Source organism: Streptomyces sp. NPDC048172, assembly GCF_043202595.1.
In the GTDB taxonomy this organism is placed as follows: Bacteria; Actinomycetota; Actinomycetes; order Streptomycetales; family Streptomycetaceae; genus Streptomyces.
The window spans coordinates 923332-945899 of record NZ_JBIDAT010000002.1 but is presented as its reverse complement, the minus strand read 5'-3'; the positions used below and the strand labels follow the sequence as shown (position 1 = coordinate 945899).

Sequence of the window (22568 nt, the reverse complement as noted above, 5' to 3'; positions counted from 1 at the left end):
GGTTACGGTTACGGTGATGGTTTTGGATGGATCAGTTCAAAACTTGGGCAGAGAAAAGCACGCCGCCAGGCGTACGGAAGATCAGCGCGCCAGGGCGCCCACGGCCGTCTCCGCGACGGACTCCAGCGCGGCACGGTCGGCGCCGCCCTGCCCGGAGACCCGCATGCCGCCGATCACGGCGTTCACGAAGCGGGCCAGCGACTCCGCGTCCCGCCCGTCCGTGACCGTGCCGTCCCGCTGGCCCGCCTCGATCACGGCCCGCAGCGCGGCGAGCCGGACGGCGAGGTCGCGGTCGATCATGCGCGAGAACTCCGCGTCGCGCCCGGCGAGTTCGACGGTGGTGTTGACGGTCAGACAGCCGATGCCGTGCCCGTCCCGCCGATACTCCTCCTCCTGCTCGACGATCCGCGCGAACAGCGCCCGCAGCCGCGCCAGCGGCTCCCGCTCCTCGTCCTCCAGGATGTCGAGCTGGATGCCCGTCATCGCGTCGATGTACCGCGCGAGGGAGCGGCGGAAGAGGTCGTGCTTGCTGGTGAACGTGTTGTAGATGCTGCTGCGGCCCAGGCCGGTGGCGGCGCACAGATCCTGGGTCGAAGTGGCCTCGTAGCCCTTCTCCCAGAAGGCGCGCATCGCCGCGTCCAGGGCCCGCTCCTCGTCGAAGAGGCGTGGTCGGGCCATGCGGAGCACGCTAACAGGTTATGTATCGGTCAGTCCAATACAGGTGAGGGGGCCGGATCCCACCGGCTCAGCGGGTCAGATAGCCGCGCAGGCCCTCCAGGAACGGGGTCAGCCGCGTCTCGTAGTGCTTCTGGAGCGGCTCCAGGTCGGCGAGGAAGTCCTCCCGCATGAAGTCCAGCGCGTTCGGCGTCAGGAGCGAGCCCGGGAGCGCGGCCAGCATCCGGGCCGTGGGCCTGGCCACCCGGTCCGACACGTCGACGACCGGACGTCCGCGCCCCACCATCTCCAGCGCCGTCGACAGCATGGACCGCATCGTCATCCGGTCCGGCCCGCCGATCTCGAACGTCCCCTCCGGCGCGCCGGGTTCGGACGCGCGCGCCACGAGCGAGCCGACGTCGTCCACATGGACCGGCTGGTGGTTCTGCCTCCCGGCGCCCGGCAGCGGCAGCACGGGCAGATAGCGGCAGGCACGGACGATCCGGTTGATGCCGTTGTCCCGCGGCCCGTAGACGAACGCGGGGCGCACCGTGACGTGCTCCATCCCCGATCCCTCGACGGCGAGCTCGCCGCGGCGGATGGCCTGGAAGTACGGCTTGACGGGGTTCTCCGTGACACCGACGCCCGCGACGTAGACGTACCGCCGCACGCCCGCCGCGCGGGCCGCGCGCACCAGGCGCTCGGTGCCGAGGCCGTCGTACTCCAGGAAGTCGTGCCGCTGCCGCGGCTTCTCGAAGGGGTAGTCGGGGAAGTTGGCGCTCTGCACCACGACGTCCACCCCCTCGACGGCCGGGCCGAGGGTCGTCGGGTCGAGCATGTCGCCCCAGCGGTAGCCGTCGTGCCGGGCCGCGAGCGGCGCGTTGTGCGTCACGACGACGACGTCCCAGCCCGTGTCGCGCAGCGCCTCGACGCAGGCGCCGCCGATGAATCCCCGGCCGCCGACGACGGCGGCCGTGCCTCGCTTCTCTCGTGCGCTCATGTGTGCCCCGTATCGGTGGAGTTCGGACGGGTGGAAGAGAGAGGACCGGCGTCGCGGCGCTACAGCATCATCATCCGCATCCGGGTGCCCAGCGAGGGCACCGACGGCGAGGCCAGCTCGCGGTAGAACCGGGAGGCCAGCTCCACGTTGCGGGCCATCCGGCGCATCGCCAGGTCGCGTGCCGTCCGCGCCCCGGGGGTGGTGCTGCACAGCACCCGCGCCCACTGGTTGGAGATCCGCTGCGCATACGCCGTACGCGCCTGCCGGCGGCGCTGGAAGGCGGAGAGCCGGGCGGCGCAGAAGTCGCCCGTGCGGACCGCCTCCTCGGCGACCTCGCGCAGCAGCGGTACGTCCTCCAGCGTGAGCGAACCGCCGAGCCCGAGGTGCGGCAGCATCCCGTGCGCCGCGTCGCCCATCAGCACGGCGCCGTCGGTGGCCCAGCGCGGCACGGTGACGGTCCAGGGGCGGACCACCACGGCCCGCTCGACCTGGTCGAAGGCCGCGGCGTACTCCTCGTCGAGCCCGTCCAGCTCCGCGTACCTGCGCAGCGCGCGCTCCGGGTCCGCCGCGGCGTCCGCCTCCGGCTCGACGCTGTAGAGCCAGCTCGCCTTGTCGCCGAGGCTCACACAGCCGCCCGAGCCCGTCGCGGAGAGGGCCTGCCGGGACTCACGCGCGGGCAGCGGTCCGCCGACGCCCGTCACGATGGCCTGGCCCCGGGGCTGCCAGCGCGAGGAGGGGAGCCCCAACTCGCCGCGGAGCCGGGAGCCCGAACCGTCGGCGCCGATCAGCAGCGGGGTGCGCAGCTCCGTCGTGTCCTCACCGCGCCGCAGCCGAACGGTCCAGGTCGCGCGCTCGCGGCGGAGGCTCCACTCGTCCACGGAGTCGAGGATGCGCACCCCCGCGCGGAGCGCGGCGTCGCGCAGCACGGATTCCAGCCGCGAGGGCCGAATTCCCAGGAAGGTGCCCGCGCCGAGTTCCGCCAGATCCACCTGTATCCGGGTGTCGGTCCGCTCGGTCAGAAACCATGCGAGCGAATCCAGCTCGGCGCCCTCGCGGAGCGCTTCGGGAAGCACTCCCAGCCATCGGAGACTGCGAGTTCCCGGAGGCCAGAGCAGAAAGCCGAAAATATCCGCCTTGGCTTTCCCGCGCGATTCGACGATCGCCGTGTCGATTCCGGATTCAGCCAGTGCAATGCCCGTGGACAAGCCCGCGAGACCACCACCGACGATGGTGATATCGGGCTTCTCCACGGCGGGACGTACTCCGTCGCTCACCACGCCCCAACGTTCGCATCGGAACCAGAGGTGCACAAGTGAAGTGCGGAACAACAACTGTGATCCGCAAAAGAGTTGAGATATTCCGCGCGGCGCGGTGCCGGAGCTCAGTCCGCGCGCAGCCCGCAGAGGCTCTGGCCCGCCACGAGCTGTTCCGTGCGGACCGACCGGAACCCCGCCTCGCGCAGCTCGGGGGCCAGCTCCCGCGGGGTCGTCAGCGGGTGACAGCCCTGGGTGCACGCCAGCACCAGGTCCAGCCCGAGAGCGGTCGGGTTGCTGTCGTGGAAGATCGAGACCAGCACGAGGGTGCCGCCCTCGCGCAGCGCGCCGCGCAGTGTGCGGAAGAGCGCGGGGCGCTCCTTCGCCGCGAAGTAGTAGACGTTGTTGAGCAGCAGGATCACGTCGTACGGGCCGTCCAGTTCGGCCTCGCGGACGTCCCCCCGGCGCACGGTGAAGCGGTCGTCGAGGGACCAGCGGCGCAGGTTTGCCGTGGCCAGCTCGACGGAGGCGGGCTGCACGTCCAGGCCGGTGCCCGTGCTGCCGGCCCGGTGGCTCGCGGCCCGCAGATAGGTGCCGGAGCCGCAGCCCACGTCGAGCACCCGGCCGCCGCGCGCCTCGGCCACCGCCTCCCGCACGTACCCCGCGATCACGCCTTCGGCGATGCGGGACGACTCCGCGATCGTCCCCGCGTACCGCGGCAGATGGTCGCCGAGCGCGCCGCCGCGCAGCGTCTCGGGCAGCTCGCGGTAGACGGTGCCGTGGTACGCGGTCTGCTCCTCGACCAGCGCGCGCAGCACGCTGCCGTTCCGCCCGACGAGGGCACGGGCGCGCCTTCCCTTGAGGCGGTACCGGTCGCCGGACGCCGCGAGCTCGCCGAGCGAACGTCCGAGTTCGAGGAAGATCCGGAACTGCGCGGCGCGGTCCGCCGCCACGCCGAGCCGCTCCTCCAGCTCGGCCGCGGTGGCGGGGGATTTCAGCTCCTCCAGCAGGCCGAGATTCACCGCGGCATGGAGGAAATGCATGCGCGTGAACTGCTGCGAATCCCGCAGCAGCAGTGCGTGGGCGGTCGGGTCGGGCTGGCCGAGCGCCGCTCGGAGAGTCCTGCTCCATTTACTCGAAGGCACGCCGGATTTCCTCCAGTTCGCCGCAGGCGAGAAATTGACAAGTGGGAGCCAGCGTAGAACTCCCCCTTGACGCCCACCAGATGACCGGTAGCGTCGTTTCTCGCGTTGCACCTTGATCATTGATGAATTGGACGGTCGGTCGAGTCGAGCATCCCGGCGGAATGCGCCAGGAATGCCGGGGAACGGGGAGAACGCGGTGGAGAACAATGACCTGCGGGGCCGCGGCGGGCCCGCCCGTCGTACGTTCGTCGTCGGCACGCTCGGCGCCGGCGCGACCGCGCTCGGCATCGGCGGGGTTCCGGCCCTCGCCGCCGGTGGCGGGCGGCGGAAGGTCGCGGTCCTGGGCGGCGGCGTCGCGGGCCTGACCGCGGCACAGGAGCTGGCCGAGCGCGGCTTCGAGGTGACCGTCTGGGAGCGCAAGGAGCTGGGCGGCAAGTCCCGTTCGATCCCCGTCAAGGGCACCGGCTCCGGCGGGCGCAAGGACCTGCCCGGCGAGCACGGCTTCCGCTACGTGCCGGGCTTCTACCACCACCTGCCCGAGACGATGGCGCGCATCCCGGCGGCCGGCGGGGGCGACGAGAGCGTGCACGACCACCTGGTGGCGCAGGCGGGCGTGCTGTACTCCCGCACCGGCGGCCGGGAGGACCTCCAGCTCGAATCGAACCCGGACGGCCTGCCGTCGCTCGAGGAGATCCAGCGGCTGGTGACCGCGCTCGTGCAGCAGCTCGGGGCGCTGCCCGCGCGCGAGACGGCGTTCTTCGCCCGGCAGATCGCGATCTTCGCGACGAGCGGCGAGAAGCGCAGGTTCGGGCAGTGGGAGAAGACGCCCTGGCGCGAGTTCCTCCGCACGGACGAGATGAGCGAGGAGTTCCGCCGCATGTTCGCGGAGGGGCTGACCACGCATCTGGTGGCCTCCCGCCCCGACATCGCCTCGACGCGGGCCACCGGCATCCTCACCGAGCTCTACTTCTACGCCCTCGCCGGGCGCGGCAGCACCGGCAAGCTCGGACGGGTGCTGGACGCGCCGACCAGCGAGTCCTGGATCCAGCCCTGGGTGGCGTATCTGCGGGAGCGCGGCGTGCGCTTCCAGGTCGGCTGGACGGTGGACCGACTGACGCTCGGGGACGACGGACGGCTCGCGTCGGCACACGCCAAGGGCCCGGGCGGCGAGGAGCGCCGGATCGAGGACGACTGGTTCGTGTGCGCCCTGCCCGTCGAGCGCGCCCGCGAGCTGTGGAGCCCGGAGCTGCGCAGGGCGGACCCGGCGCTGGCCCGGATGGACAAGCTCCGTACGGAATGGATGAACGGCATCCAGTACTACCTGGACCGGCCGACGCCGGTGCTCAACGGCTTCGTCGACTACCTCGACTCGCCGTGGGCGCTGGTCTCCCTCAGCCAGGCCCAGTACTGGGGCGACTTCCCCGCCGAGTACGGCGACGGAAAGGCCGCCGAGTCGTTCTCGGTGAACATCGCGCAGTGGGACGAGCCCGGCATCCTCCACAAGAAGCCGGCCCGCGAGTGCACCCCCGAGGAGATCGCCGAGGAGACCCTCGCCCAGATGCGGGCGGCGCTGGAGGACACCGGACGTACGGTGCTGCCGGAGAAGTCCGTGCTGCGCTGGCACCTGGACCCGGCCATCAGCTACCCCGGCGGCGGCAGCACGGCCGCCAACGACGAGCCGCTGATCGTCTCCGAGGCGGGTTCCTGGGACAACCGGCCGGGGCACCGCACCGCGGTCCCCAACCTCTTCCTCGCCGCCGACTACGTCCGCGACAACCTGAGCTGCGCCACGATGGAGGGCGCCAACGAGACGGCCAAGCGCGCCGTCAACGCGCTGCTGGAGGCGGCCGGTTCGGACGCCGACCCGTGCGCGGTGCACGAGCTGTACGCGCCGCCGGAGTTCCGCCTTCTCCGCAAGGCGGACGATGTGCGCTACCGCTTGGGGCTGCCGCACGTTCTGGATACGCCGTGGAAGTTCTGAGCGTCTTCCCCGGACGGCTGAGCAGGGACTGCCCCTACCTGTGCGTCCCAGTCCGCGCGTGAGTTGTGGCCGAGCGCGCAGTTCCCCGCGCCCCTGACGGGGCCCCTGTCGTCAGCGGCGGCGCAGCACCATCCTCAGACCGCCGCGCGGGCGCAACGTGACGGTGGGCTGAAGCGTCGGCACGCCCCCCGGGACGAGGTCCAGGCGGAAGCGCTGGGTCAGCATGGCCACGGTCGCTGTCGTCTCCAGGAGGGCGAAGACGTTGCCGACGCAGCCGCGTCTGCCGCTGCCGAACGGGATGAACGCGTGCTTGGGGCGGCCCTCGCCCGCGCCGGGGAGGAACCGCGTGGGGTCGAAGCCCTCCGGGTTCTCCCAGGCGGCCGGGTGCCGGTGCACGAGGTACGGCGGCAGCGCGATCGTGCTGCCCGCCGGAATCGGCACGCCGTCGATCTCGTCGTCCTCCGCCGCGTCCCGCTCCAGCGTCCAGAACGGCGGGTAGAGTCGCATGGCCTCGCTGAGCACGGCCTTCGTCCACACCAGGCGGTCCATGTCGGCGAGTTCGGGCGCGCGAGCGCCGAGCACCGTGTCGACCTCGTCCTCCAGCCGGGCGCGGGCCCACGGGTGGGCGGCGAGCAGGGCGCAGGTCCAGGTGAGGACCGTCGCGCTGGTCTCGTGCCCGGCCATCAGGAAGGTGACGATCTCGTCGCGGAGCTGTGCGTCGCCGATCGCCGAGCCGTCCTCGTAGCGGGCCGCGAGCAGCGCGTCCAGCAGGTCCTGCCGCTCGCCCTCCGGCCCCTCGCCCTCGGGCCCCCGGCCCGCGCGGCGTTCGGCCGCGAGCTGTTCGACGACCTCGTCGATGGCCTCGACCGTGCCCCGCCAGGCCCGGTAGCCGGGCGTCGTGCGCAGCCCGAGCCGGGGCGCGGGCAGCAGTAGAGGGTTGCGCATCGCCGTCGTCGCGAAGTCCTGCATGCCGGTGACGGCCGCGGAGACCCGCTCCCCCGCGCCGCGCAGGTCGGCGCCGAACAGCGCCTCGCCCACGATGTTCAGCGTGAGGAGGCTCATCGTCTCCGAGACGTGCACGAGCGCGCCGTCGGGCAGCCGGTCCCAGCCGTCGAGCGTGGCGCGCACCTGCCCGGTCATCCCGGGCAGGAATCCGCTCACCCTGCGGTGCGAGAACAGCGGCTGGATCAGCCGCCGCTGCCGCTCCCACAGCGCGCCCTCGCTGGTGACGAGCCCCTCGCCGAGGAAGACGCGCAGCGGGCGGTAGGTGGCGGCCTTGCGGTAGTTGTCCTGACGCGAGACGAGGACGTGCTCGGCGTGGGACGGGTGGCACATCAGGAACAGCGTGTGCCGGGGCAGCAGCGGGACCCGTACGAGATCGCCGTAGCGCCGGTAGAGGCCGAGCGCCGCCGCCAGCGGATCGCGGCCGATGGCGGGCAGCAGCCGCGCCGCCTCGGCCCGGCCGGGGCCCGCCGCGCGCGGGGCGGTGAGGGTGTCTCCGGTGCTCATCGTTCAGTCCCTCCGCCGCAGGGTCATCGCCATCTCGTGCGACGGGCGCAGCGTCACGGTGACCTTGGGGACCGGCTCGAAGCCGGGCAGCAGGTCCAGCCGGTACCGCTGGGTGATCATGGTGAGCGCGAGCACCACCTCGATCATCGCGAAGGCGTTGCCGACGCAGCCGCGCTTGCCGCCGCCGAACGGGATGAACGCGTGCTTGGGACGGCCCTCTCCGGCGCCCGGCAGGAAGCGCCCGGGGTCGAACGCCTCCGGGCTCTCCCACACCCCCGGATGCCGGTGCACGAGGTACGGCGGCACGATCACCGTGTCGCCCTCGCGCACCGGAAGCCCCGCGACCTCGTCATCGGCCGTGGCGTCCCGCTCGCTCGTCCACACGGGCGGGAACAGCCGCATCGACTCGTGCAGCACGGCACGCGTCCACACCAGCTTGTCCGTGTCCTCCTGGGTGGGCGGGCGGCCCGCCAGCACCGTGTCGACCTCCTCCTCCAGCCGGGCGCGGGCCTCCGGCGCGGTGGAGAGCAGGTAGAGCGTCCAGGCCAGGCAGGTCGCGCTGGTCTCGTGGCCCGCCATGAAGAACGTGACGATCTCGTCGCGGAGTTGGACGGGGCTGATCGCCGAGCCGTCCTCGTGGCGCGCTTCGAGCAGCGCGTCCAGCAGGTCCTGCCGCTCCCGTGCGGGGCTCCGGCCCGCCAGCCGGTCGTCGATCACCCGGGCCACCACCTCGTCGATGGTGTCCTTGGCCCGGTCCCACTGCCGGAAGCCGGGGCTGGTGCGGCGGGCGGCGCGGGGCGAGACCCAGGTCAGCGGGTTCTTGATGACCTTGGTGACGGCGTCCTGGAGCGTCTCGACCGCGTCGTAGACACTGTCGCGGTCCCCGGTGAGGTCGGCGCCGAACAGGGAGGCGCCGACGATGTCGAGGGTCAGGCCGCTCATCTCCTCGGTGGCGTCCACCACGGTGCCGTCCGGGCGGGCGTCCCACTCCTCCAGCATCCGCTCCACGGCGGCGACCATCAGCGGACGCAGGTTCTCCACCCGGCGGTGCGAGAACAGCGGCTGGATCAGCCGCCGCTGGGTCTCCCACAGTTCGCCGTCGCTGGTGATCAGCCCGAGTCCGATCCACTCCCGCAGCGGACGGTAGGTGAACGCCTTGCCGTAGCGCTGCGCGCGGTCCACGAGGACGTGCTCGACGTGCTCGGGGCGGGCGAACAGATGGATGGCCCGGTGGGGCGCGAGCGGCAGCCGCACGACGTCCCCGTACCGGGCCACCGTCTGGTACATCGAGCGGATCGGGTCGGAGACGGCGAGCCGCAGCAGACCCGGCATCTGGTGCGGGCGCGGCCCGGGCGCGCGGTCCCGCACCGCGCGCCGCCGTCCCGGAAGGCCCCCGCGGGGCGTTCCGTTCATACCTGTGCCTCCCCGTCACTCGTAGCGTCACTCGTAGCCGATCGCCTGCACCACGTTGAGCTTCCCCGCGCGCCGCGCCGGGGGCACCGAGCCCGTCAGCGCGATGAGGACGGCGCCGACCGCCAGTCCGAGCGCCGCCGGGGCGACCGAGAACGGGATGTCCATGGCGAGCGTCTTGGCCATCACGTCCGTCGACAGATAGTGCAGCGCCGTGCCGACGACGAGCCCCGCCAGGCCGCCGACGACGCTGACGGCCGTGGCCTCGGTGAGGATCACCCGGCGCACGTACCGTCTGCTGCTGCCCAGGGCGCGCAGGATGCCCAGCTCGCGGCGGCGCTCGACGACCGACAGCATCAGCGTGTTGAGCAGCGCGAGCCCCGCCACGCCCGCGATCACCCACTGGAGCGCGAGCGCCAGCGAACCCACCTGCTTGACGGCGGACTCGGTGGCCGCGACGGACTCGCTGCCGTCCAGGACGTGCACCGGGTACGGCTGCGCCTCGGCGCTCTTCTCGACCCGGGCCCGCACCGCGGACTCCTCGGCGCCGGGCTTGAGCAGCACCTCGTAGTAGGAGGCGCCGGTGGGGCCGAACCACCGGGAGAGCTTGTCCAGCGAGAGCGCGACGAGCCCGGCGTCCATGCTGACGTAGTCCACGACGTCCGCCACCCGGATGCGCTGCTCGCCGCGGGCCGTCGGCAGGGTGAGGGTGTCGCCCTTCTCCAGCCCCTTCTCCTTGGCGTACGTGCCGGAGACGACGGCGCCCGTGCCCGCGAGGAGCTGCTCACGGGCCTCCGGCGAGGCCAGGCGGTAGGCGGTGGCGTTGCTCGGGCCGTCCATGCCGAGCAGCAGGGCACGCTTGCCGGGCTGGTTGAGGTACGTGAACTGGCCCGCGACGACGCGCTCGACGCCCTCGGTGCGCCGCAGCTCGCGCTGCGTCTCACGGGGCAGCAGCGGCCGTACGGGCAGCACGTCCTTGGCGGCGCGCTGCACGATGAGGTCGGAGTCGGCCAGCGTGGAGACGTTCTCGGAGGCGGCGTCCACCGTGTTCTGCGAGGAGCCCGTGGTGGCGACGCCGATGGCGACGGCCAGGCACACCGTCATGCCGGTGGCCCACGCGCGGCGCGGCGCGGCACGCACCGCCGAGGCGGCGATCCGCCCCGAGGGGCCCATCAGCGTGGCGAGCCCGGCGACGGCGCGGGTGAGCGGGCCGATCAGCGCGTAGGCCAGCAGGATCACGCCGAGCAGCAGCAGCGAGCCGCCGCCGAAGGAGCGCGCGTCGTCGAAGGCGACGGCCACCCCGAACGCGCCCGCGATCAGGACGACGCCGAGCACCAGCGCCCCCACCCGGCCCTTGCCGTGCGCCTCCTCGGCATCGCCAGCGGCGGGATCGGCGGTACGCATGGCCTCCACCGGCGGTACGCGCGAGGCGCGGCGCGCGGCCAGCCACGAGGCCGCGAGCGAGGCGACGACGGCGGCGATCACGGCGGCGGGCACCGCGGTCGCGGGCACGGCGAGCTCGACCTCGGCGTCCACGGCGTCGGTGATCACCGGCGGCAGCGAGTCGATGCTGGCGCCCGCCATCGCGTAGCCGAGCGCGCTGCCGACCGCGGCGCCGACGAGGGCCAGCAGCAGCGACTCCGTCAGGAAGTCCCGCAGGATGGGGCGCCGCCGGGAGCCCAGGGCGCGCAGCGACGCCATCTCGCCGCGGCGTTCCGCCGCGGCCATGTTCATGCTGTTGAAGATCAGGAATCCCGCGACGACCAGCGCCATGAAGGCCACCAGCAGCGTGATGTTGCGGACCATGGCGGTGGCGTCGTCCGCCTGGTCGGCGCGGAACGAGGGGTCGGCGACGAACGCGCCGGGACCCAGCTCCTTCGCCAGCCGGTCGCGCAACGCGCCGGTGTCCGTGCCGGGTTCGGCGACGACGAGCACGGACTCCACCCGGTCCCCGAGCCCCGCCAGCCGCTGGGCCTCGGGCAGCGCGGCGACGAGGTACGACCCGTCGTTGACGCTCCCCGCGGCGCCGCCGTCGAGCCGGGCGCCGACCCGCACCTCGTGCGAGGCGCCCGTCATGGACGCGACGCGCAGCGTGCCTCCCTCGCCCCCCTTACCGTCCTTGCCGTCCTTGCCGTCCTTGCCGTCCTTTCCGCCCTTGATCCCCTCGACGCCGGGGCCCGCGAAGACCATGGCGTGGTCGGGGCGCCCGCCGTCGCCCGCGGTCTCGCGCGCCGCGTCGGCCGCGACCCCGGACAGGTCGCTGTCCAGCGCCGACGCCGTGCTGTCGGTGCCGAACAGCAGCAGCCGCTCGCCGTCGACCTCCACGGACGAACGCACCAGCGGCACCGCGGCCTTGACGCCGTCGACCCGCGCCACGCGGCGTGCCTCGGCGGCGCTGAGCCCGTCGTCCGTACGGCCGGTGATCTCGATGTCCGCGTCCCCGGCCACCTGACCGGCGAGACGGCCCGAGGAACCGCCGACCGAACCGTAGATGCCGAGCACGGCGACGATGAGCGCGGCGGCGACCGTCAGCACCCCGAGGGAGAGCGCGGTACGGGCCGGGTGCAGGCGCAGATGGCGCAGGTTGAACAGCCGCAGGCGGCCGAGCACGGCCAGCGGCCCGGCCCGACGGCGGCGCGCCCCGTCGGCGCTCACGGACGGGTCCCCTCGCCGATGAACTTGGCCACCACGTCCGCGGGGACGCCGTCCCCGACGACCTCGCCGTCGGTCAGCAGCACGGCGCGGTCGCTGCGCAGCGCGGCGTCCATGCTGTGGGTGACCATCACCACCGAGCGCTCCGAGCCGTCGTGCGCGAGGGAGGCGAGCAGGTCGAGGAGCTCGTCGCCGGTGCGCGAGTCCAGGTTTCCGGTGGGCTCGTCGGCGAGCAGGATGCCGGGGTCCATGATCAGGGAGCGGGCGACGGCCACGCGCTGCATCTGGCCGCCGGACAGCTCGCCCGGCCGGTGCCCCGCGCGGTCGGCGAGGCCGACGCGCTCCAGCAGCGCCATCGCCTCGTCACGCACCGAGCCGAGCTTGTCGCCGTCCAGCAGGCGGGGAACGGCGACGTTCTCCCACGCGGACAGCGCCGGAAGCAGGTTGAAGAACTGGAAGATGAACCCGACGCGGCGGCGCCGGAGATCGGCGAGCGCGTCGTCGCCGAGCTTCGCCAGATCCGTGTCGTCGATGAGCACGCGTCCCTCGGAGGGGACGTCGAGCGCCCCCATCACGTGCAGCATGGTGCTCTTGCCCGAGCCGCTCGGCCCCAGCACGGAGACGCACTGGCCGCCCCCCACCGTCAACGACACGCCGTTCAGCGCGCGTACGGGCTGACGGCCGCGTAGGTAGTCGTGCACCACGCCGTCCAACCGGACTGTGGCCATGTACGGGGTCTCCCCTCTTCCGAGGCCGACCACCGCGTACGGGAAGCGGCGGTCTCCTGCTGGGTCACCTGTGCCGTTCCGTGCGGGCACAGTCTGTCCGGGCGAGGTTCCGTTAATCCAATGGATCACCAGGCGTACCGGATGACCCGGACACCGCCGCGCGCAGCGCGTGCCGGGCGATCTTGCCCGTCGAGGTGCGGGGCAGCGCGTCCACCAGGCGCAGCGTCCGCGGCTGCTTGAACGGGGCGAGCCCGGCGCGCACATGCGCCCGCAGCTCCCGGCGCAGCGCCGCCTCGCCCTCGTCACCGCTCCCGGCGCGGTCCTCGTGCGGGCGTACGTACGCGAGGACCTCCGTCGTGGCGTGCGGGCCCGGCACGCCGATCACCGCGCACTCGGCGACGGCGGGGTGCCGGAGCAGGCAGTCCTCGATCTCGGTCGGCGCCACCTTGAAGCCGCCGACCTTCAGCACGTCGTCGGAGCGGGCGACGAACGTGTAGACCCCGTCCTCGTCCCGGCTGAGCTGGTCCCCGGTGCGGGTCCAGCCGCCCGCCATGGTCGCCAGCGTCGCGGGCTGGTCGTTCCAGTAGCGCGCGGCGTTGGCCTCGCCGCGCACCCACAGGTGGCCGGTCTCGCCAGGACCGAGCACCCGCCCCTCCTCGTCGCGGAGTTCGGCCTCGAAGCCGGGCACGACGGTGCCGCTGGCCCCCGGCGGGGTGCCGCCGGGCTCGGAGGCGAGGAAGATGTGCAGGCACTCCGTGGAACCGAGGCCGTTCACGATGTCCACGCCCGTACGGGCCCGCCAGCGCTCGGCGAGGCTCGCGGGCAGCGGCTCCCCGGCCGAGACGTACCGCCGCACGCCGGACAGATCCGCGTCCGCGTCCCCGTCGCCGCCGCGCTCGGCGACCGTCAGCATCGCGGAGTACAGCGCGGGCACGGCGCACAGCACGGTCGGCCGGCACCGCGAGACGAGCCGGAGCACGCGCGCGGCCTCGGCCGGTTCGGGCATCAGCAGCGTGGCCGCCCCGGCGGCGAGCGGGAAGAGGAAGGAGTTCCCGAAGCCGTACCCGAAGGACAGCTTGGCCGCCGACAGGCACACGTCGCCTGGGGTGAGACCGAGCCGGGCCGGGAACGTGCCGAGCACCGCGAGCAGCCCCCGGTGCAGATGCACGACGCCGCGCGGCGCGCCGGTGCTGCCGGACGTGTACTGGATGACGGCCATGTCGTCGACGCTGACGGGGGCGACGGGGCACTCCTCGTCGGCCGACGCGAGCCGCACGCCCAGGGCGGGTTCGGGCCCCTCGTGGACGTCGGCCGCGACCCACACCTCGCGGGGCCACGCGGCCTTGTCCAGCCCGGCGGCCCCGGGCGCGGCCCGCACGGCCGCGAGCTGCGCGGGCCCGACGACGGCGAGCAGCGGCCAGCAGTCCACGAAGATCCGCGCCAGGTCGTCCGGCGTCAGCTGGGTGGCCAGCGGCACGGGCACGGCGCCCAGCCGCAACAGGCCCAGCACGCAGGCCACATAGTCCGGGCTGTCCGGCATCACGAGCGCGACCCGCGTCTCGTACCCGACGCCCGCGGCCGCGAACGCGTTCGCGGCCCGGCAGGCCCGCGCGTGCATCTCGCGATAGCTGACCCGCTCATGCTCCGTCACCGCGCACAGCGCGTCGCCGCGCCCCGCGGCCAAGTGATCGTCCAGAAAACGGTGCACGCTGTTCCCGTCGGCCGGGAAGGGAGACGCGCTGCGGCGGTGCTGGGTCATGCCGGGGTACCTCCATCACGGGGCCTACCGAAGACAAGAGCGGCGGCGGGCCCATCGGGATCGGCGACACACACGGGAGCTGTCGCGGTGCGGTCGGGGCCGGTACGGGCCAGCGCGAGAACGGCCAGCGCCGCCTGGAGGGCTCCCGCCGCGCCGGCACAGTCACCGAAGGCGTCCGTCACGGCTGCGGCGTCGTGTACGGGCCGGACGGCGCGGCCCCGGAGCGGCTGGGGCGACGCCCCGGCCAGGTCGGCCGTACCGCCCGCCGCGCGGCACGCGGGACCGCCCGCCGGGCCGTACGCGGGGTCGCCCCCCGGACCGTTCGTCGGGCCGTCCGTGCAGCTCCCCGGCAGGGCGTTCGTCGGGTCCTGGCCACCCGTCAGGGACGCTTCCGCGAAGGCCGCTCTGGTCGCACGGGCGGCGGGGTTGGTCTCCGGTGGGCCGAACGCGGATCCGCCGCCCAGCAGCCGGGCCAGCACCCGCGCGCCACGCGCCCGCGCCGTGGCGGCCCGCTCCAGCACGAGCACGACCGCCGCCTCGCCCGGCACGGACGGCTCGGGGCCCTCCGCCGCGCCGGGCCGTGCCGCGTCCGTGACGGGATCACCGGGGCCCGTGCCTGCGGCCCGGCGGCCCGCCAGGGCCCGGCGGCGGGCGGTGTGTTCGGCGTGGCCGAGGAGTTGGACGCCGCCCGCGAGCATGACGTCCGCGGCGCCCGTACGGATGGCGCGGGCGGCGGCGGCCAGCGCGTCGAGGGAGGCGGCGCGGCCCGTGGAGAAGGTGAGGTTGGGGCCCGCGGCGCCGGTGAGGATTGAGACGGCGGAGGCAGGCGCGTTGAGCCCCGTCTGCGGGCCCTGCGCGGGGTTGACGCGGGCGACGCCGCGCGCCAGCCGCGTCGCGAACAGCGCCGCGTAGTCCTCCAGTCCGCCGCTGGTGGTGCCCGCGGCGATCCCCACCGCGGGATCGCGGTCCCGGGTGCGGGGCAGGCCCGCGTGCAGGCAGGCGTCCGCGGCGGCCACGGCGAACGCCCGGCACTCGGCGCTCATCGTGCGGGTGCCCTTCGTGGTGGCGAGATGCTCGGCGGGGTCGTACGGCGCGAGCGCGGCCAGCCGTACGGGAGCCGCCTCCGGCTGGCCCGGGGGCGCGGGCAGTGCCCGTTCCGCCGCGTGGGCCGCCCGGCCGCCGTCCGGGCCCGCGTGCCGCCACAGCGCCTCATGGCCCACGCCGGCCGTGGTGAGCGCTCCTACGCCGGTCACGACCACCTCGTGGCTCGCGCTCATGCGGCCTCCCCCGGGTCCGGCCCGGTGAACACCACGCAGCAGTTGTTGCCGCCGAAGCCGAACGCGTTGTTCATGGCCACGCGCAGCGGAAGGTGCCGGGGTGCGTCGCGGACGAGGTCGAGGCCCGCGGGGAGGCAGTCCGGGTCCGGGTTGCGCACGTTGGCCGTCGGCGGGACGCTCCCGTCCCGCAGCGCCAGGACGCACGCGGCCGCGGCGATGGCCCCGGCCGCTCCCTGGGCGTGTCCCAGCAGGGACTTGAGGGCCGTCACCAAGAGCGGCTCCGCCGCGCGGCGCCCTCCTGTCCCCTCCCCCTCGGTGAAGACCCGGGCGAGGGCGCGGGCCTCCGCGATGTCGTTGGCCGGGGTGCCGGTGCCGTGCGCGCTCACGAAGTCCACGTCGTCGGGGCCGAGTCCGGCCGCGCGCAGCGCCGCCCGCATCGAGCGGACCGCGCCCTCGCCCTCGGGGTGCGGCGCCGTCATGTGGTACGCGTCGGAGACGTTGCCGTGCCCGGCGACGACGGCGAGCACGCGGGCGCCACGGGCGCGGGCGCCCTCCTCGGACTCCAGCAGCAGCACCCCGGCGCCCTCGCCGAGCAGCAGTCCCTCCCGGCGCGCGTCGAAGGGCCGTACGACGTCGGGCGAGAGGGCCCGGAAGCTGGTGAACATCAGGTACATCGCCTCGGACAGCTCGTCGCTGCCGCCCGCGAGCATCGCGTCGGCCCGCCCCTCGGCGACGGCGTCCGCCGCGTGCGCGATCGCGCCGTTGCCCGCGGCGCAGGCGGTGGGCAGCAGGATGTGCGGCCCGTACAGCCGGAAGGAGGCGGCGGGCAGGGCGCTGATCCGGGACGGCTTGTACGCCCCGGGCGAGGCGCCGGGCGGGAGGCCGCCGGGGTCGTCCCCCGGCACCCCTGGCACCCCTGGCTCTCCGTACGCCCCGGGCTCTCCGTACGCCCGGCCGTACGCCGCACGCAGCGCCGGTTCGATGCCCGGTCTGTTGCCCACCACGATGCCGAACGCGGCGCCGACCCGCTCCGGCGCGTACGGCCCGGCCAGACGGCCGCGCGCGGCGGGGTCCGGGTCGGCCAGGCCGCCGTCGGCGAGCGCCAGCCGGGTGGCGGCCAGTGCGAAGGATTCGCTGCGGGTCAACGGCCCGTGCCCGTACGAGGCGTCGGGCCAGGGGGGTGTCCACTCCCGGATCTCGCCGCCGTGCCGCGTGAGGCAGCCGTCGGTGTCGAAGAGCGTGACGGGCCCCGTGCCGACCCGGCCCGCGCGGACGCCGGACCAGAACTCCTCGGCGCCCGTACCGAGGGCCGAGACGACGCCGAGGCCGGTGACCACGACGCGGCGGCGCTCCCGCATGCCGCCCATTCACTCCCCCATGACACGCCGGGTGATCTTCACCACGGCGCTCACCGAGTTCATCTCCGCCTCGTCGGCCACCGTGTACTCCGCCCCGAGCCGCTCGCGGAGCGCCGCGACGAGTTCGAGGATGAGCAGCGAGTCGCCGCCCGCCTGCCGGAAGTCCGTCTCGTCGTCCAGCTCTTCGGGGGCCAGCTCGAAGATCCGCAGGGCGTTCTCGCGGACGGCCTCGCGGATCTCCCGCTCGCTCGTCGGTGCCGTCATTCGACCTTCTCCCTTCGTTCCGGTGCGTACCGCCCGGACGTGAGCGCCACCGCCGTGCGCACGGTGTCGCGATGGATCCCGCCGGACCAGTGGAGGTGCTGGGTGGTGAGCGCCCAGAAGGCGACCGAGCCGGCGACCCCGGCGAGCGTCGCCCACTCCGGCGCGTACAGCAGGGCGCCGACGCTCAGGGTCAGCACCCAGTACTGGTAGAAGAACTCCCGCGTCGCGTGCCGCTCCTCCGCCGTCCCGGCCCGCCACAGGCAGCGTCCCAGCGCGGCGGCCACGGGGATCAGCAGCAGCCACAGCAGGAAGCGCGGCGGGAAGGCGCCGCCGAGCACGAAGGCCGTGACGAGCAGGTACGTGGAGCCCACCATGGCCCCCGCGAGCCAGGTGCCGTAGCGGTGCAGCAGGTCTATCCACGCGCTGCGGTAGCCGATGCTGGCGTCGCCCGCCAGGTCGGTGAGGTCCTTGGCGCCGCCGAGTGCCAGCAGCGTCACCATCCCGACCGTGAAGAACGGCAGCCCGTATCCGGCGAAGTCCCGCAGCACGTCCGCGTTCCAGCGCTCCTGCGCGAGGACGGTGCCGATGACGAACGTGCCCCCGAAGTGGAAGGTGAGCAGCAGCGGGGCGAGGTAGCGGTTCCGGGAGAGCCGCAGCCCGTAGGAGTAGTTGACGCCGCTGAACCCGGCGAGGAAGAGGAACAGCGCCAGCCACGGGTCCGGGTGCCGCACCAGCACCACGGCGTCCAGCAGCAGCACCACGCCCCACCCGGCGAACGCGGCGCGGCGCAGCAGCGGGAACCCGGCCCGGCGGCACAGCGCGGTGCGCTCGGGCCGGTTGATCTCGTCCTCCGCGCGGTCGGCGAGGCGGTTGAGGGACTCGGTGCCGAGACCGTGCGCGCACCAGTAGACGGCCCCGAGCGCGATCCACTCCCAGCGGGCCCGGCCCTCGGCGACGAGCGCGGTGTAGTAGGGCAGGAAGTACAGAGCGGTGAAGCGGATGCTCGTGGCACGCAGGAGCGCGTCGGTTCTGGTCAAGGGTTCGCCACTCCACGAAGAGGTGGGCTGCTCGTCGGGTCAGCTCGCGCGGTGGGCGACGCCCGCGCACAGCAGGTCGAGGGTGTCCTTGGCCGGTCCGTCCGGGAGCGGGGCGAGGGCGGCCCTGGCCTCCTCGACGTACGCGTCCAGCCGCTCGCGGGTCCGCGCGACGGCGGAGTGGTGCCGCAGCAGTTCGATCGCCTCGGCGCACTCCGCTTCGCCGAGCGCGGTTCTGCGTCCGCCGGGCTCGGTGGTGCCCAGCAGCTCCCGGAGCCGGTCGCTGTCCTCGCCGGGGCTGTTCAGCGCGTACAGGAGCGGCAGGGTGGGAGCGCCCTGGACGAGGTCGGTCCCCGGCCGCTTGCCGGACTTCTCCTCCTCGCCGAAGAGGTCGAGCAGGTCGTCCGAGATCTGGAAGGCGAGGCCGAACGCCTCCCCGTAGCGCTCCAGCGCCTGTACGGCCTCCGGTTCGGCGCCCGAGGTCAGCGCGCCGAGCCGGAGGCACGCGCACAGCAGCGAGGCGGTCTTCTCGGAGACCATCGTGGCGTAGTAGACGGCGGGGTCCTCGCCCTCGGCGGGGCCGGTCATCTCGCGGATCTGGCCGGTGACCAGCCGCACGAAGGTGTTCACCTCCAGCCGGGCCTCCAGCACCGGGAGACGGGCCAGCAGCAGGAAGGCCCGGGCGAAGAGGAAGTCCCCGGTGAGCATGGCCACCGCGTCGTTCCAGCGCGCGTTGACGCTGGGACGGCCGCGCCGCAGCGTGGCGCCGTCCAGCACGTCGTCGTGGCAGAGCGCCGCGGCGTGCACCAGCTCGCAGGCGGCGGCGGTGGACAGGACGGAGGGCCCGGTCGGGTCCCCGAACCGCGCGGCCAGCAAGGTCAGCATCGGACGGTGACGCTTGCCTCCCGCGTCCATCAAATGCTGGGACGCCTCGTGCAGCAGCGGCATTTCACTCTTGATCGACTCGCGGATGATCTCTTCGATGTCGACCAGTTCCGCCTTGATATCGGTGGCCAGTTCCTGATCGGCGATAGGAGGCTGACGCGGACTTCCTGCTGGGCTCACACATTCCCCCTGAGTGTCCGACGGACAGTGCGAACGGGACTGATGCCTGCGCCAGGGTACGTACATCGCCCCTTGTGGCAACAGGTCTTCGAGAGTCGTACGGGGCCACGGAGGAAGGACTTTTCCGTGCCGCCCGATCGGAAAACGGGATTCCACCACGTCACGGGCGCGGAATTCACGCCTCCGCCAACTTTCCCGCGATTCACGCGAGTTGCCGAATGCCATTCCTAGTTCCGCACATCGTGAATACTTCCGCACATCGTGAATACTTCCGCGCTTTTCTATGCGCCTCCTCCGGCATCGGTGAGGCTGAGGCCGTCGGCCCGAAATGAGGAGGACGAATGCACAGCACGCACTGCGCGTCTCCGTCATGCCGAGCTGCCGGGGGAAAGAGTCTGTGCCGCCCGTGCCGGGACCGGCTGCGGCGGGAGCTGTCCGGACTTCCCGAGCTGTACGAGGAGTGCGCCCCCGGCCTCGCCCGTGACTTCGCCCCGCTGGAGAGGGTGAGCGGCAGCCGGGGCTCCGCGGCCCCCGTCAGCGAGCCGCGCCTGCGGGCGCGTTCCGCCGTCCTCTCCGTCCTCGCGTCATGGAGCGACTTGGTGCTGAGCGAGCGCGGCACCGACGGCCCGCACCGGGCCGAGCACCGGGACCGGCCCGACCGGCTCGAAGTGACCGCGCTCGCGGCGTTCCTGCTGGTCCACCTGGAATGGCTGGCCGAGCACCCGGCGGCGGGCGACTTCGCCGAGGAGGTCGCCCAGGTGACGGGAGCCGTACGGCAGGCCATCCAGCCGGAGGCCGCGGCCCCGGCCGAACTGGGGCCCTGCGGGCGGCCCGGCTGCGGCAGCCCGCTGACGGCTGTCGCGTCCCGGGGCGCACCGGGCCGGGTGCGCTGCGCGGCGGGCCACGTCTGGGAGCCGCACGAGTGGCTGCGGCTGCCGCACCGCCGCCGCACGCTGCCCACCCAGCTCGCCGCCGTGGCGGCCGGGGTCTCGGAGGCGACCGTGCGCAAGTGGGCGAGCCGGGGCAAGATCACCCGGTACGGCAGCCCGCACCGCGCGCAGTACGACCCCGACGAGATCCTGGCGGCCACCGGGCGGACGACCGGGCCGGAGTCGCGGCGGACCGCTGGCTGAGCCCTGGTTGGGCCCTGGTTGAGCCCTAGCCGAGCCGGTGCCCGAGGGCCACCAGTTCGTCGGCCGCCGCCCGCACGGCCGCCACGTCCCGGTCTCCGGGCCCGGGGCCCGCGGGCAGCAGGGGCCGCACCGTGGAGCGCCCGGCGCGGACGGCGGGGTGCCGCCGCGCGACCCGGGTGAGGCCCTGCCCGGGGCCGGCCTCCAGGAGCGTGAAGTCGCCGTCGTCGAGCAGCCGTCGCAGCGCCCCCCAGAACAGCACCGGCTCGGCGGGCTGGCGGGCCCAGAACGCCGGGTCGGTGATCTGTTCCGGGGTCAGCGGCGCCGTCGTGTACGCGGAGTAGACGGGCACCGTGGGCGTGCCGGTGCGCACCGGGGCGAACAGCGGCTCGGTCGCCAGCGCGGCCGGGGCCATCAGCGGGCTGTGGAAAGCGCTGTGCGAGGGCACGGTCTGGCAGACGAGGTGGCGTTCGCGCAGCACCTCCGCCGCCTTCCGCAGCGCCTCCTCGGGGCCCGCGAGGATCGTCTGGCGGGGCGCGTTGACGGCGCCGACCACGACGTCGCCGGTCAGTACGTCCGTCAGCTCGCGCTCCGGCGCCGCCACCGCGAGCATCCCGCCGGGCGGCGCCGTGACGAGGACGCGGGTGCGCTCGACGATCAGCCGGGCGGCGTCCTCCATGCGGAAGACGCCGCCGAGGGTGGCCGCGACGGTCTCGCCGACGCTGTGCCCGAGCAGCGCCGCGGGCCGGACGCCCCAGCTCTCCACGAGCCGCCCCAGCGCGTAGTCGACGGCGAAGAGCAGCGGCTGCGAGCGGGTGGCGTGGTCGAGCGGCACGAGCGGACGTTCGGCGAGCCAGTCGGCGCGCACCCGCGCGCCCTCCTCGCCCATGGCCTCGAAGACGCTCTCCAGCGCGGCGGCGAAGACCGGTTCCGCCGCGTGGAGCCCCACGGCCATCCGGTCGTACTGCGAGCCCTGCCCCGGCAGCAGCAGCGCGACCGGCGGGGACGCGGATGCGGATGCGGATGCGGATACGTTCATGACCTCTCCTCCGGTACGTCGAGGATCTCCACCACCGCGCAGGACCACGTGAACCCGGCACCCACGCTCGCCAGCAGGCACAGGTCGCCGGCGGCGAGCGCGCCGCTGGTGAGCAGGTGGTCGAGCCCGGCGATCGGGTCTCCGGCGCCGAGGTGTCCGACGTACCGGCTCCAGGGCCAGGTGGTGCGCTCCGGCGCGATGCCGAACTTGCTGAAGTAGCCCGTGGCGAGCCGCCGGTGGCCCATGTGCGGCAGCGCGAACCAGGCGATGTCGTCGATCCCGGCGTCCGCCTGGCTCAGCGCCTGCTTGATCACCGTCTGCTGGCACGCGCTGACCCGCGAGATCGTGAAGGAGACGCTCGTACGCGCGAGGAAGTCCCGCTTGCACGTGTCCAGGTCGACGACGGAACGGCTGCTGAACGGGACGGCTCCGAAGGCGTCGTCGCCGCGGTGCATCCCCTCCAGCTCCGGTTCCGAGACGGTGACCAGGCTGCGGAGCCGTGCGAAGCCACCGTGCCGCGAGAGCACCAGCGCGGTCCCGCCGTCGCCGTACACGGTGCCCGGATCGCTCCGCCAGCGGTCGAACCCCGGCGGACACCACCGGTCCCCGGTGGTGACGAGCGCGGCCGAGGTGCCCGGGTCGGCGCGCAGGTAGGCGGCGGCCAGCCCGAGCGCGCCCAGGCCGCCGTTGGACGCCTGGTGGACGGCGTACGCCGGGCAGTTGTTGCCCAGCGCCGCCCGCTGGACGTACGAGGCGGGCGCCCAGATCTCGTGCCCCTGGTAGTAGGCGTGTGCGTGCAGCAGCAGGTCGACGTCGGCCGGGACGGTCCCGGCACGGCGCAGGGCGAGGCGCGCCGCGTCCACGGCCATCCCGGTCGCCGTCTCCCCCTCGGAGACGGCGACCGAGCGCATCTTGGTGGACGCGGCGAGCTCCGGATCGCACAGCCCGGCCTCGACGGCGTCCTCCGTCGTCATGGCCGGTGCGATCCGGGTGCCGACCCCCGCCAGATGGATGCCGGAGGTGATCACCTCGCGTTCGCCTCCGGGGCCGCGGCGTTCAGATACGCGTTGACGACCTTGAGGAACGCGGCGGGGGTCTGGGCCTGCGCCAGCTCCTCCTCCGGCACCTTGATCTTCAGCTCCCGCTCGACACGGCTGACCGTCTCCAGCACGGCCAGCGAGTCGAAGCCCAGGTCGCCGAAGTCGACGTCGGCTATGTCGCCCTCCAGCGCGGTGTCCTCCTCCTCGCCGAGGCACTCGCGCATGATGGTGGTCAGTTCCGCCAGACGCAGCTCGCTCATGGTGATCTCC

At 73.8% G+C, this 22568-nt stretch carries 19 protein-coding genes; 2 read left to right on the top strand and 17 right to left on the bottom strand.

The genetic code is table 11. The features are described 5' to 3' along the window. Positions 1–81 precede the first annotated feature (81 nt). From ACGF3A_RS12945 to ACGF3A_RS12930, 4 genes are all read right to left on the bottom strand, one after another. Positions 82–678, bottom strand: a complete 597-nt coding sequence (locus ACGF3A_RS12945; protein WP_393728812.1) for a TetR/AcrR family transcriptional regulator — start codon at positions 676–678, stop codon at positions 82–84. A gap of 67 nt (positions 679–745) precedes the next feature. After that, positions 746–1654 carry an NAD-dependent epimerase/dehydratase family protein gene (locus tag ACGF3A_RS12940; protein ID WP_393728810.1) on the bottom strand — a complete coding sequence of 303 codons (909 nt, stop codon included), beginning with the start codon at positions 1652–1654 and terminating at the stop codon, positions 746–748. 59 nt (positions 1655–1713) lie between these two features. After that, positions 1714–2904 (bottom strand): FAD-dependent oxidoreductase, encoded by a 1191-nt coding sequence (locus tag ACGF3A_RS12935; protein WP_393728808.1) that lies wholly within the window; start codon positions 2902–2904, stop codon positions 1714–1716. Positions 2905–3035: 131 nt separating this feature from the next. Continuing rightward, positions 3036–4052, bottom strand: a complete 1017-nt coding sequence (locus ACGF3A_RS12930) for an SAM-dependent methyltransferase (RefSeq protein WP_393728806.1) — start codon at positions 4050–4052, stop codon at positions 3036–3038. 196 nt (positions 4053–4248) lie between these two features. Between ACGF3A_RS12930 and ACGF3A_RS12925 the strand changes: the two genes are divergently transcribed. Next, entirely contained in the window at positions 4249–6033 is a 1785-nt protein-coding gene (locus ACGF3A_RS12925; RefSeq protein ID WP_393728804.1) for an FAD-dependent oxidoreductase, read from the top strand. Positions 6034–6144: 111 nt separating this feature from the next. Here the strand turns inward: ACGF3A_RS12925 and ACGF3A_RS12920 are convergent, their stop codons facing one another. From ACGF3A_RS12920 to ACGF3A_RS12875, 10 genes are all read right to left on the bottom strand, one after another. Further along, positions 6145–7542, bottom strand: a complete 1398-nt coding sequence (locus ACGF3A_RS12920) for a cytochrome P450 (protein ID WP_393728802.1) — start codon at positions 7540–7542, stop codon at positions 6145–6147. A gap of 3 nt (positions 7543–7545) precedes the next feature. After that, positions 7546–8955 carry a cytochrome P450 gene (locus ACGF3A_RS12915; RefSeq protein ID WP_393728800.1) on the bottom strand — a complete coding sequence of 470 codons (1410 nt, stop codon included), beginning with the start codon at positions 8953–8955 and terminating at the stop codon, positions 7546–7548. Between the two features lie 27 nt (positions 8956–8982). Further along, a complete protein-coding gene (locus tag ACGF3A_RS12910) occupies positions 8983–11607 on the bottom strand; it encodes an FtsX-like permease family protein (RefSeq protein WP_393728798.1) in 2625 nt (874 codons plus the stop codon). Beyond that, on the bottom strand, positions 11604–12332 hold the full coding sequence (locus ACGF3A_RS12905) for an ABC transporter ATP-binding protein (protein WP_393728796.1): 729 nt from the start codon (positions 12330–12332) through the stop codon (positions 11604–11606). The genes ACGF3A_RS12910 and ACGF3A_RS12905 overlap by 4 nt, the downstream gene beginning before the upstream one ends. A gap of 112 nt (positions 12333–12444) precedes the next feature. Then, positions 12445–14091: a benzoate-CoA ligase family protein gene (locus ACGF3A_RS12900; protein ID WP_393728794.1), complete on the bottom strand. Its 1647-nt coding sequence runs from the start codon at positions 14089–14091 to the stop codon at positions 12445–12447. Continuing rightward, entirely contained in the window at positions 14088–15368 is a 1281-nt protein-coding gene (locus ACGF3A_RS12895; protein WP_393728791.1) for a beta-ketoacyl synthase N-terminal-like domain-containing protein, read from the bottom strand. Before ACGF3A_RS12895 ends, ACGF3A_RS12900 begins: the two co-directional genes overlap by 4 nt. Then, entirely contained in the window at positions 15365–16735 is a 1371-nt protein-coding gene (locus ACGF3A_RS12890) for a beta-ketoacyl-[acyl-carrier-protein] synthase family protein (RefSeq protein ID WP_393728789.1), read from the bottom strand. Before ACGF3A_RS12890 ends, ACGF3A_RS12895 begins: the two co-directional genes overlap by 4 nt. Beyond that, the gene (locus tag ACGF3A_RS12885) at positions 16736–16990 is read right to left on the bottom strand and encodes an acyl carrier protein (RefSeq protein WP_393728787.1); all 255 of its coding nucleotides are present in this window, start codon (positions 16988–16990) and stop codon (positions 16736–16738) included. It lies immediately after the preceding gene. Then, on the bottom strand, positions 16987–18027 hold the full coding sequence (locus ACGF3A_RS12880) for a UbiA family prenyltransferase (protein ID WP_393728785.1): 1041 nt from the start codon (positions 18025–18027) through the stop codon (positions 16987–16989). The genes ACGF3A_RS12885 and ACGF3A_RS12880 overlap by 4 nt, the downstream gene beginning before the upstream one ends. A 39-nt stretch (positions 18028–18066) precedes the next feature. Then, a complete protein-coding gene (locus tag ACGF3A_RS12875) occupies positions 18067–19089 on the bottom strand; it encodes a polyprenyl synthetase family protein (RefSeq protein WP_393728783.1) in 1023 nt (340 codons plus the stop codon). A 341-nt stretch (positions 19090–19430) separates the two neighbouring features. Here ACGF3A_RS12875 and ACGF3A_RS12870 point away from each other — a divergent pair, with 341 nt between their 5' ends. Next, positions 19431–20222, top strand: a complete 792-nt coding sequence (locus tag ACGF3A_RS12870) for a hypothetical protein (protein ID WP_393728781.1) — start codon at positions 19431–19433, stop codon at positions 20220–20222. Between the two features lie 25 nt (positions 20223–20247). Here the strand turns inward: ACGF3A_RS12870 and ACGF3A_RS12865 are convergent, their stop codons facing one another. Genes ACGF3A_RS12865 through ACGF3A_RS12855 form a run of 3 tightly spaced genes read right to left on the bottom strand, consistent with a single transcriptional unit; the run spans position 20248 to position 22558 of the window. Next, complete coding sequence (locus ACGF3A_RS12865; RefSeq protein WP_393728779.1) at positions 20248–21258, bottom strand: acyltransferase domain-containing protein; 1011 nt, start codon at positions 21256–21258, stop codon at positions 20248–20250. After that, positions 21255–22286 (bottom strand): ketoacyl-ACP synthase III family protein, encoded by a 1032-nt coding sequence (locus ACGF3A_RS12860; RefSeq protein ID WP_393728777.1) that lies wholly within the window; start codon positions 22284–22286, stop codon positions 21255–21257. Before ACGF3A_RS12860 ends, ACGF3A_RS12865 begins: the two co-directional genes overlap by 4 nt. Then, complete coding sequence (locus tag ACGF3A_RS12855; RefSeq protein ID WP_393728775.1) at positions 22283–22558, bottom strand: acyl carrier protein; 276 nt, start codon at positions 22556–22558, stop codon at positions 22283–22285. The genes ACGF3A_RS12860 and ACGF3A_RS12855 overlap by 4 nt, the downstream gene beginning before the upstream one ends. Positions 22559–22568: the final 10 nt, after the last annotated feature.

Bases quoted from the DNA above. Each gene is read 5' to 3' on its own strand.
- ACGF3A_RS12870 (WP_393728781.1), top strand. From the start codon at position 19,431: ATGCACAGCACGCACTGCGCGTCTCCGTCATGCCGAGCTGCCGGGGGA.
- ACGF3A_RS12945 (WP_393728812.1), bottom strand. From the start codon at position 678: ATGGCCCGACCACGCCTCTTCGACGAGGAGCGGGCCCTGGACGCGGCG.
- ACGF3A_RS12900 (WP_393728794.1), bottom strand. From the start codon at position 14,091: ATGACCCAGCACCGCCGCAGCGCGTCTCCCTTCCCGGCCGACGGGAAC.
- ACGF3A_RS12855 (WP_393728775.1), bottom strand. From the start codon at position 22,558: ATGAGCGAGCTGCGTCTGGCGGAACTGACCACCATCATGCGCGAGTGC.
- ACGF3A_RS12940 (WP_393728810.1), bottom strand. From the start codon at position 1,654: ATGAGCGCACGAGAGAAGCGAGGCACGGCCGCCGTCGTCGGCGGCCGG.
- ACGF3A_RS12905 (WP_393728796.1), bottom strand. From the start codon at position 12,332: ATGGCCACAGTCCGGTTGGACGGCGTGGTGCACGACTACCTACGCGGC.
- ACGF3A_RS12895 (WP_393728791.1), bottom strand. From the start codon at position 15,368: ATGAGCGCGAGCCACGAGGTGGTCGTGACCGGCGTAGGAGCGCTCACC.
- ACGF3A_RS12885 (WP_393728787.1), bottom strand. From the start codon at position 16,990: ATGACGGCACCGACGAGCGAGCGGGAGATCCGCGAGGCCGTCCGCGAG.
- ACGF3A_RS12920 (WP_393728802.1), bottom strand. From the start codon at position 7,542: ATGAGCACCGGAGACACCCTCACCGCCCCGCGCGCGGCGGGCCCCGGC.
- ACGF3A_RS12890 (WP_393728789.1), bottom strand. From the start codon at position 16,735: ATGGGCGGCATGCGGGAGCGCCGCCGCGTCGTGGTCACCGGCCTCGGC.
- ACGF3A_RS12915 (WP_393728800.1), bottom strand. From the start codon at position 8,955: ATGAACGGAACGCCCCGCGGGGGCCTTCCGGGACGGCGGCGCGCGGTG.
- ACGF3A_RS12865 (WP_393728779.1), bottom strand. From the start codon at position 21,258: ATGAACGTATCCGCATCCGCATCCGCATCCGCGTCCCCGCCGGTCGCG.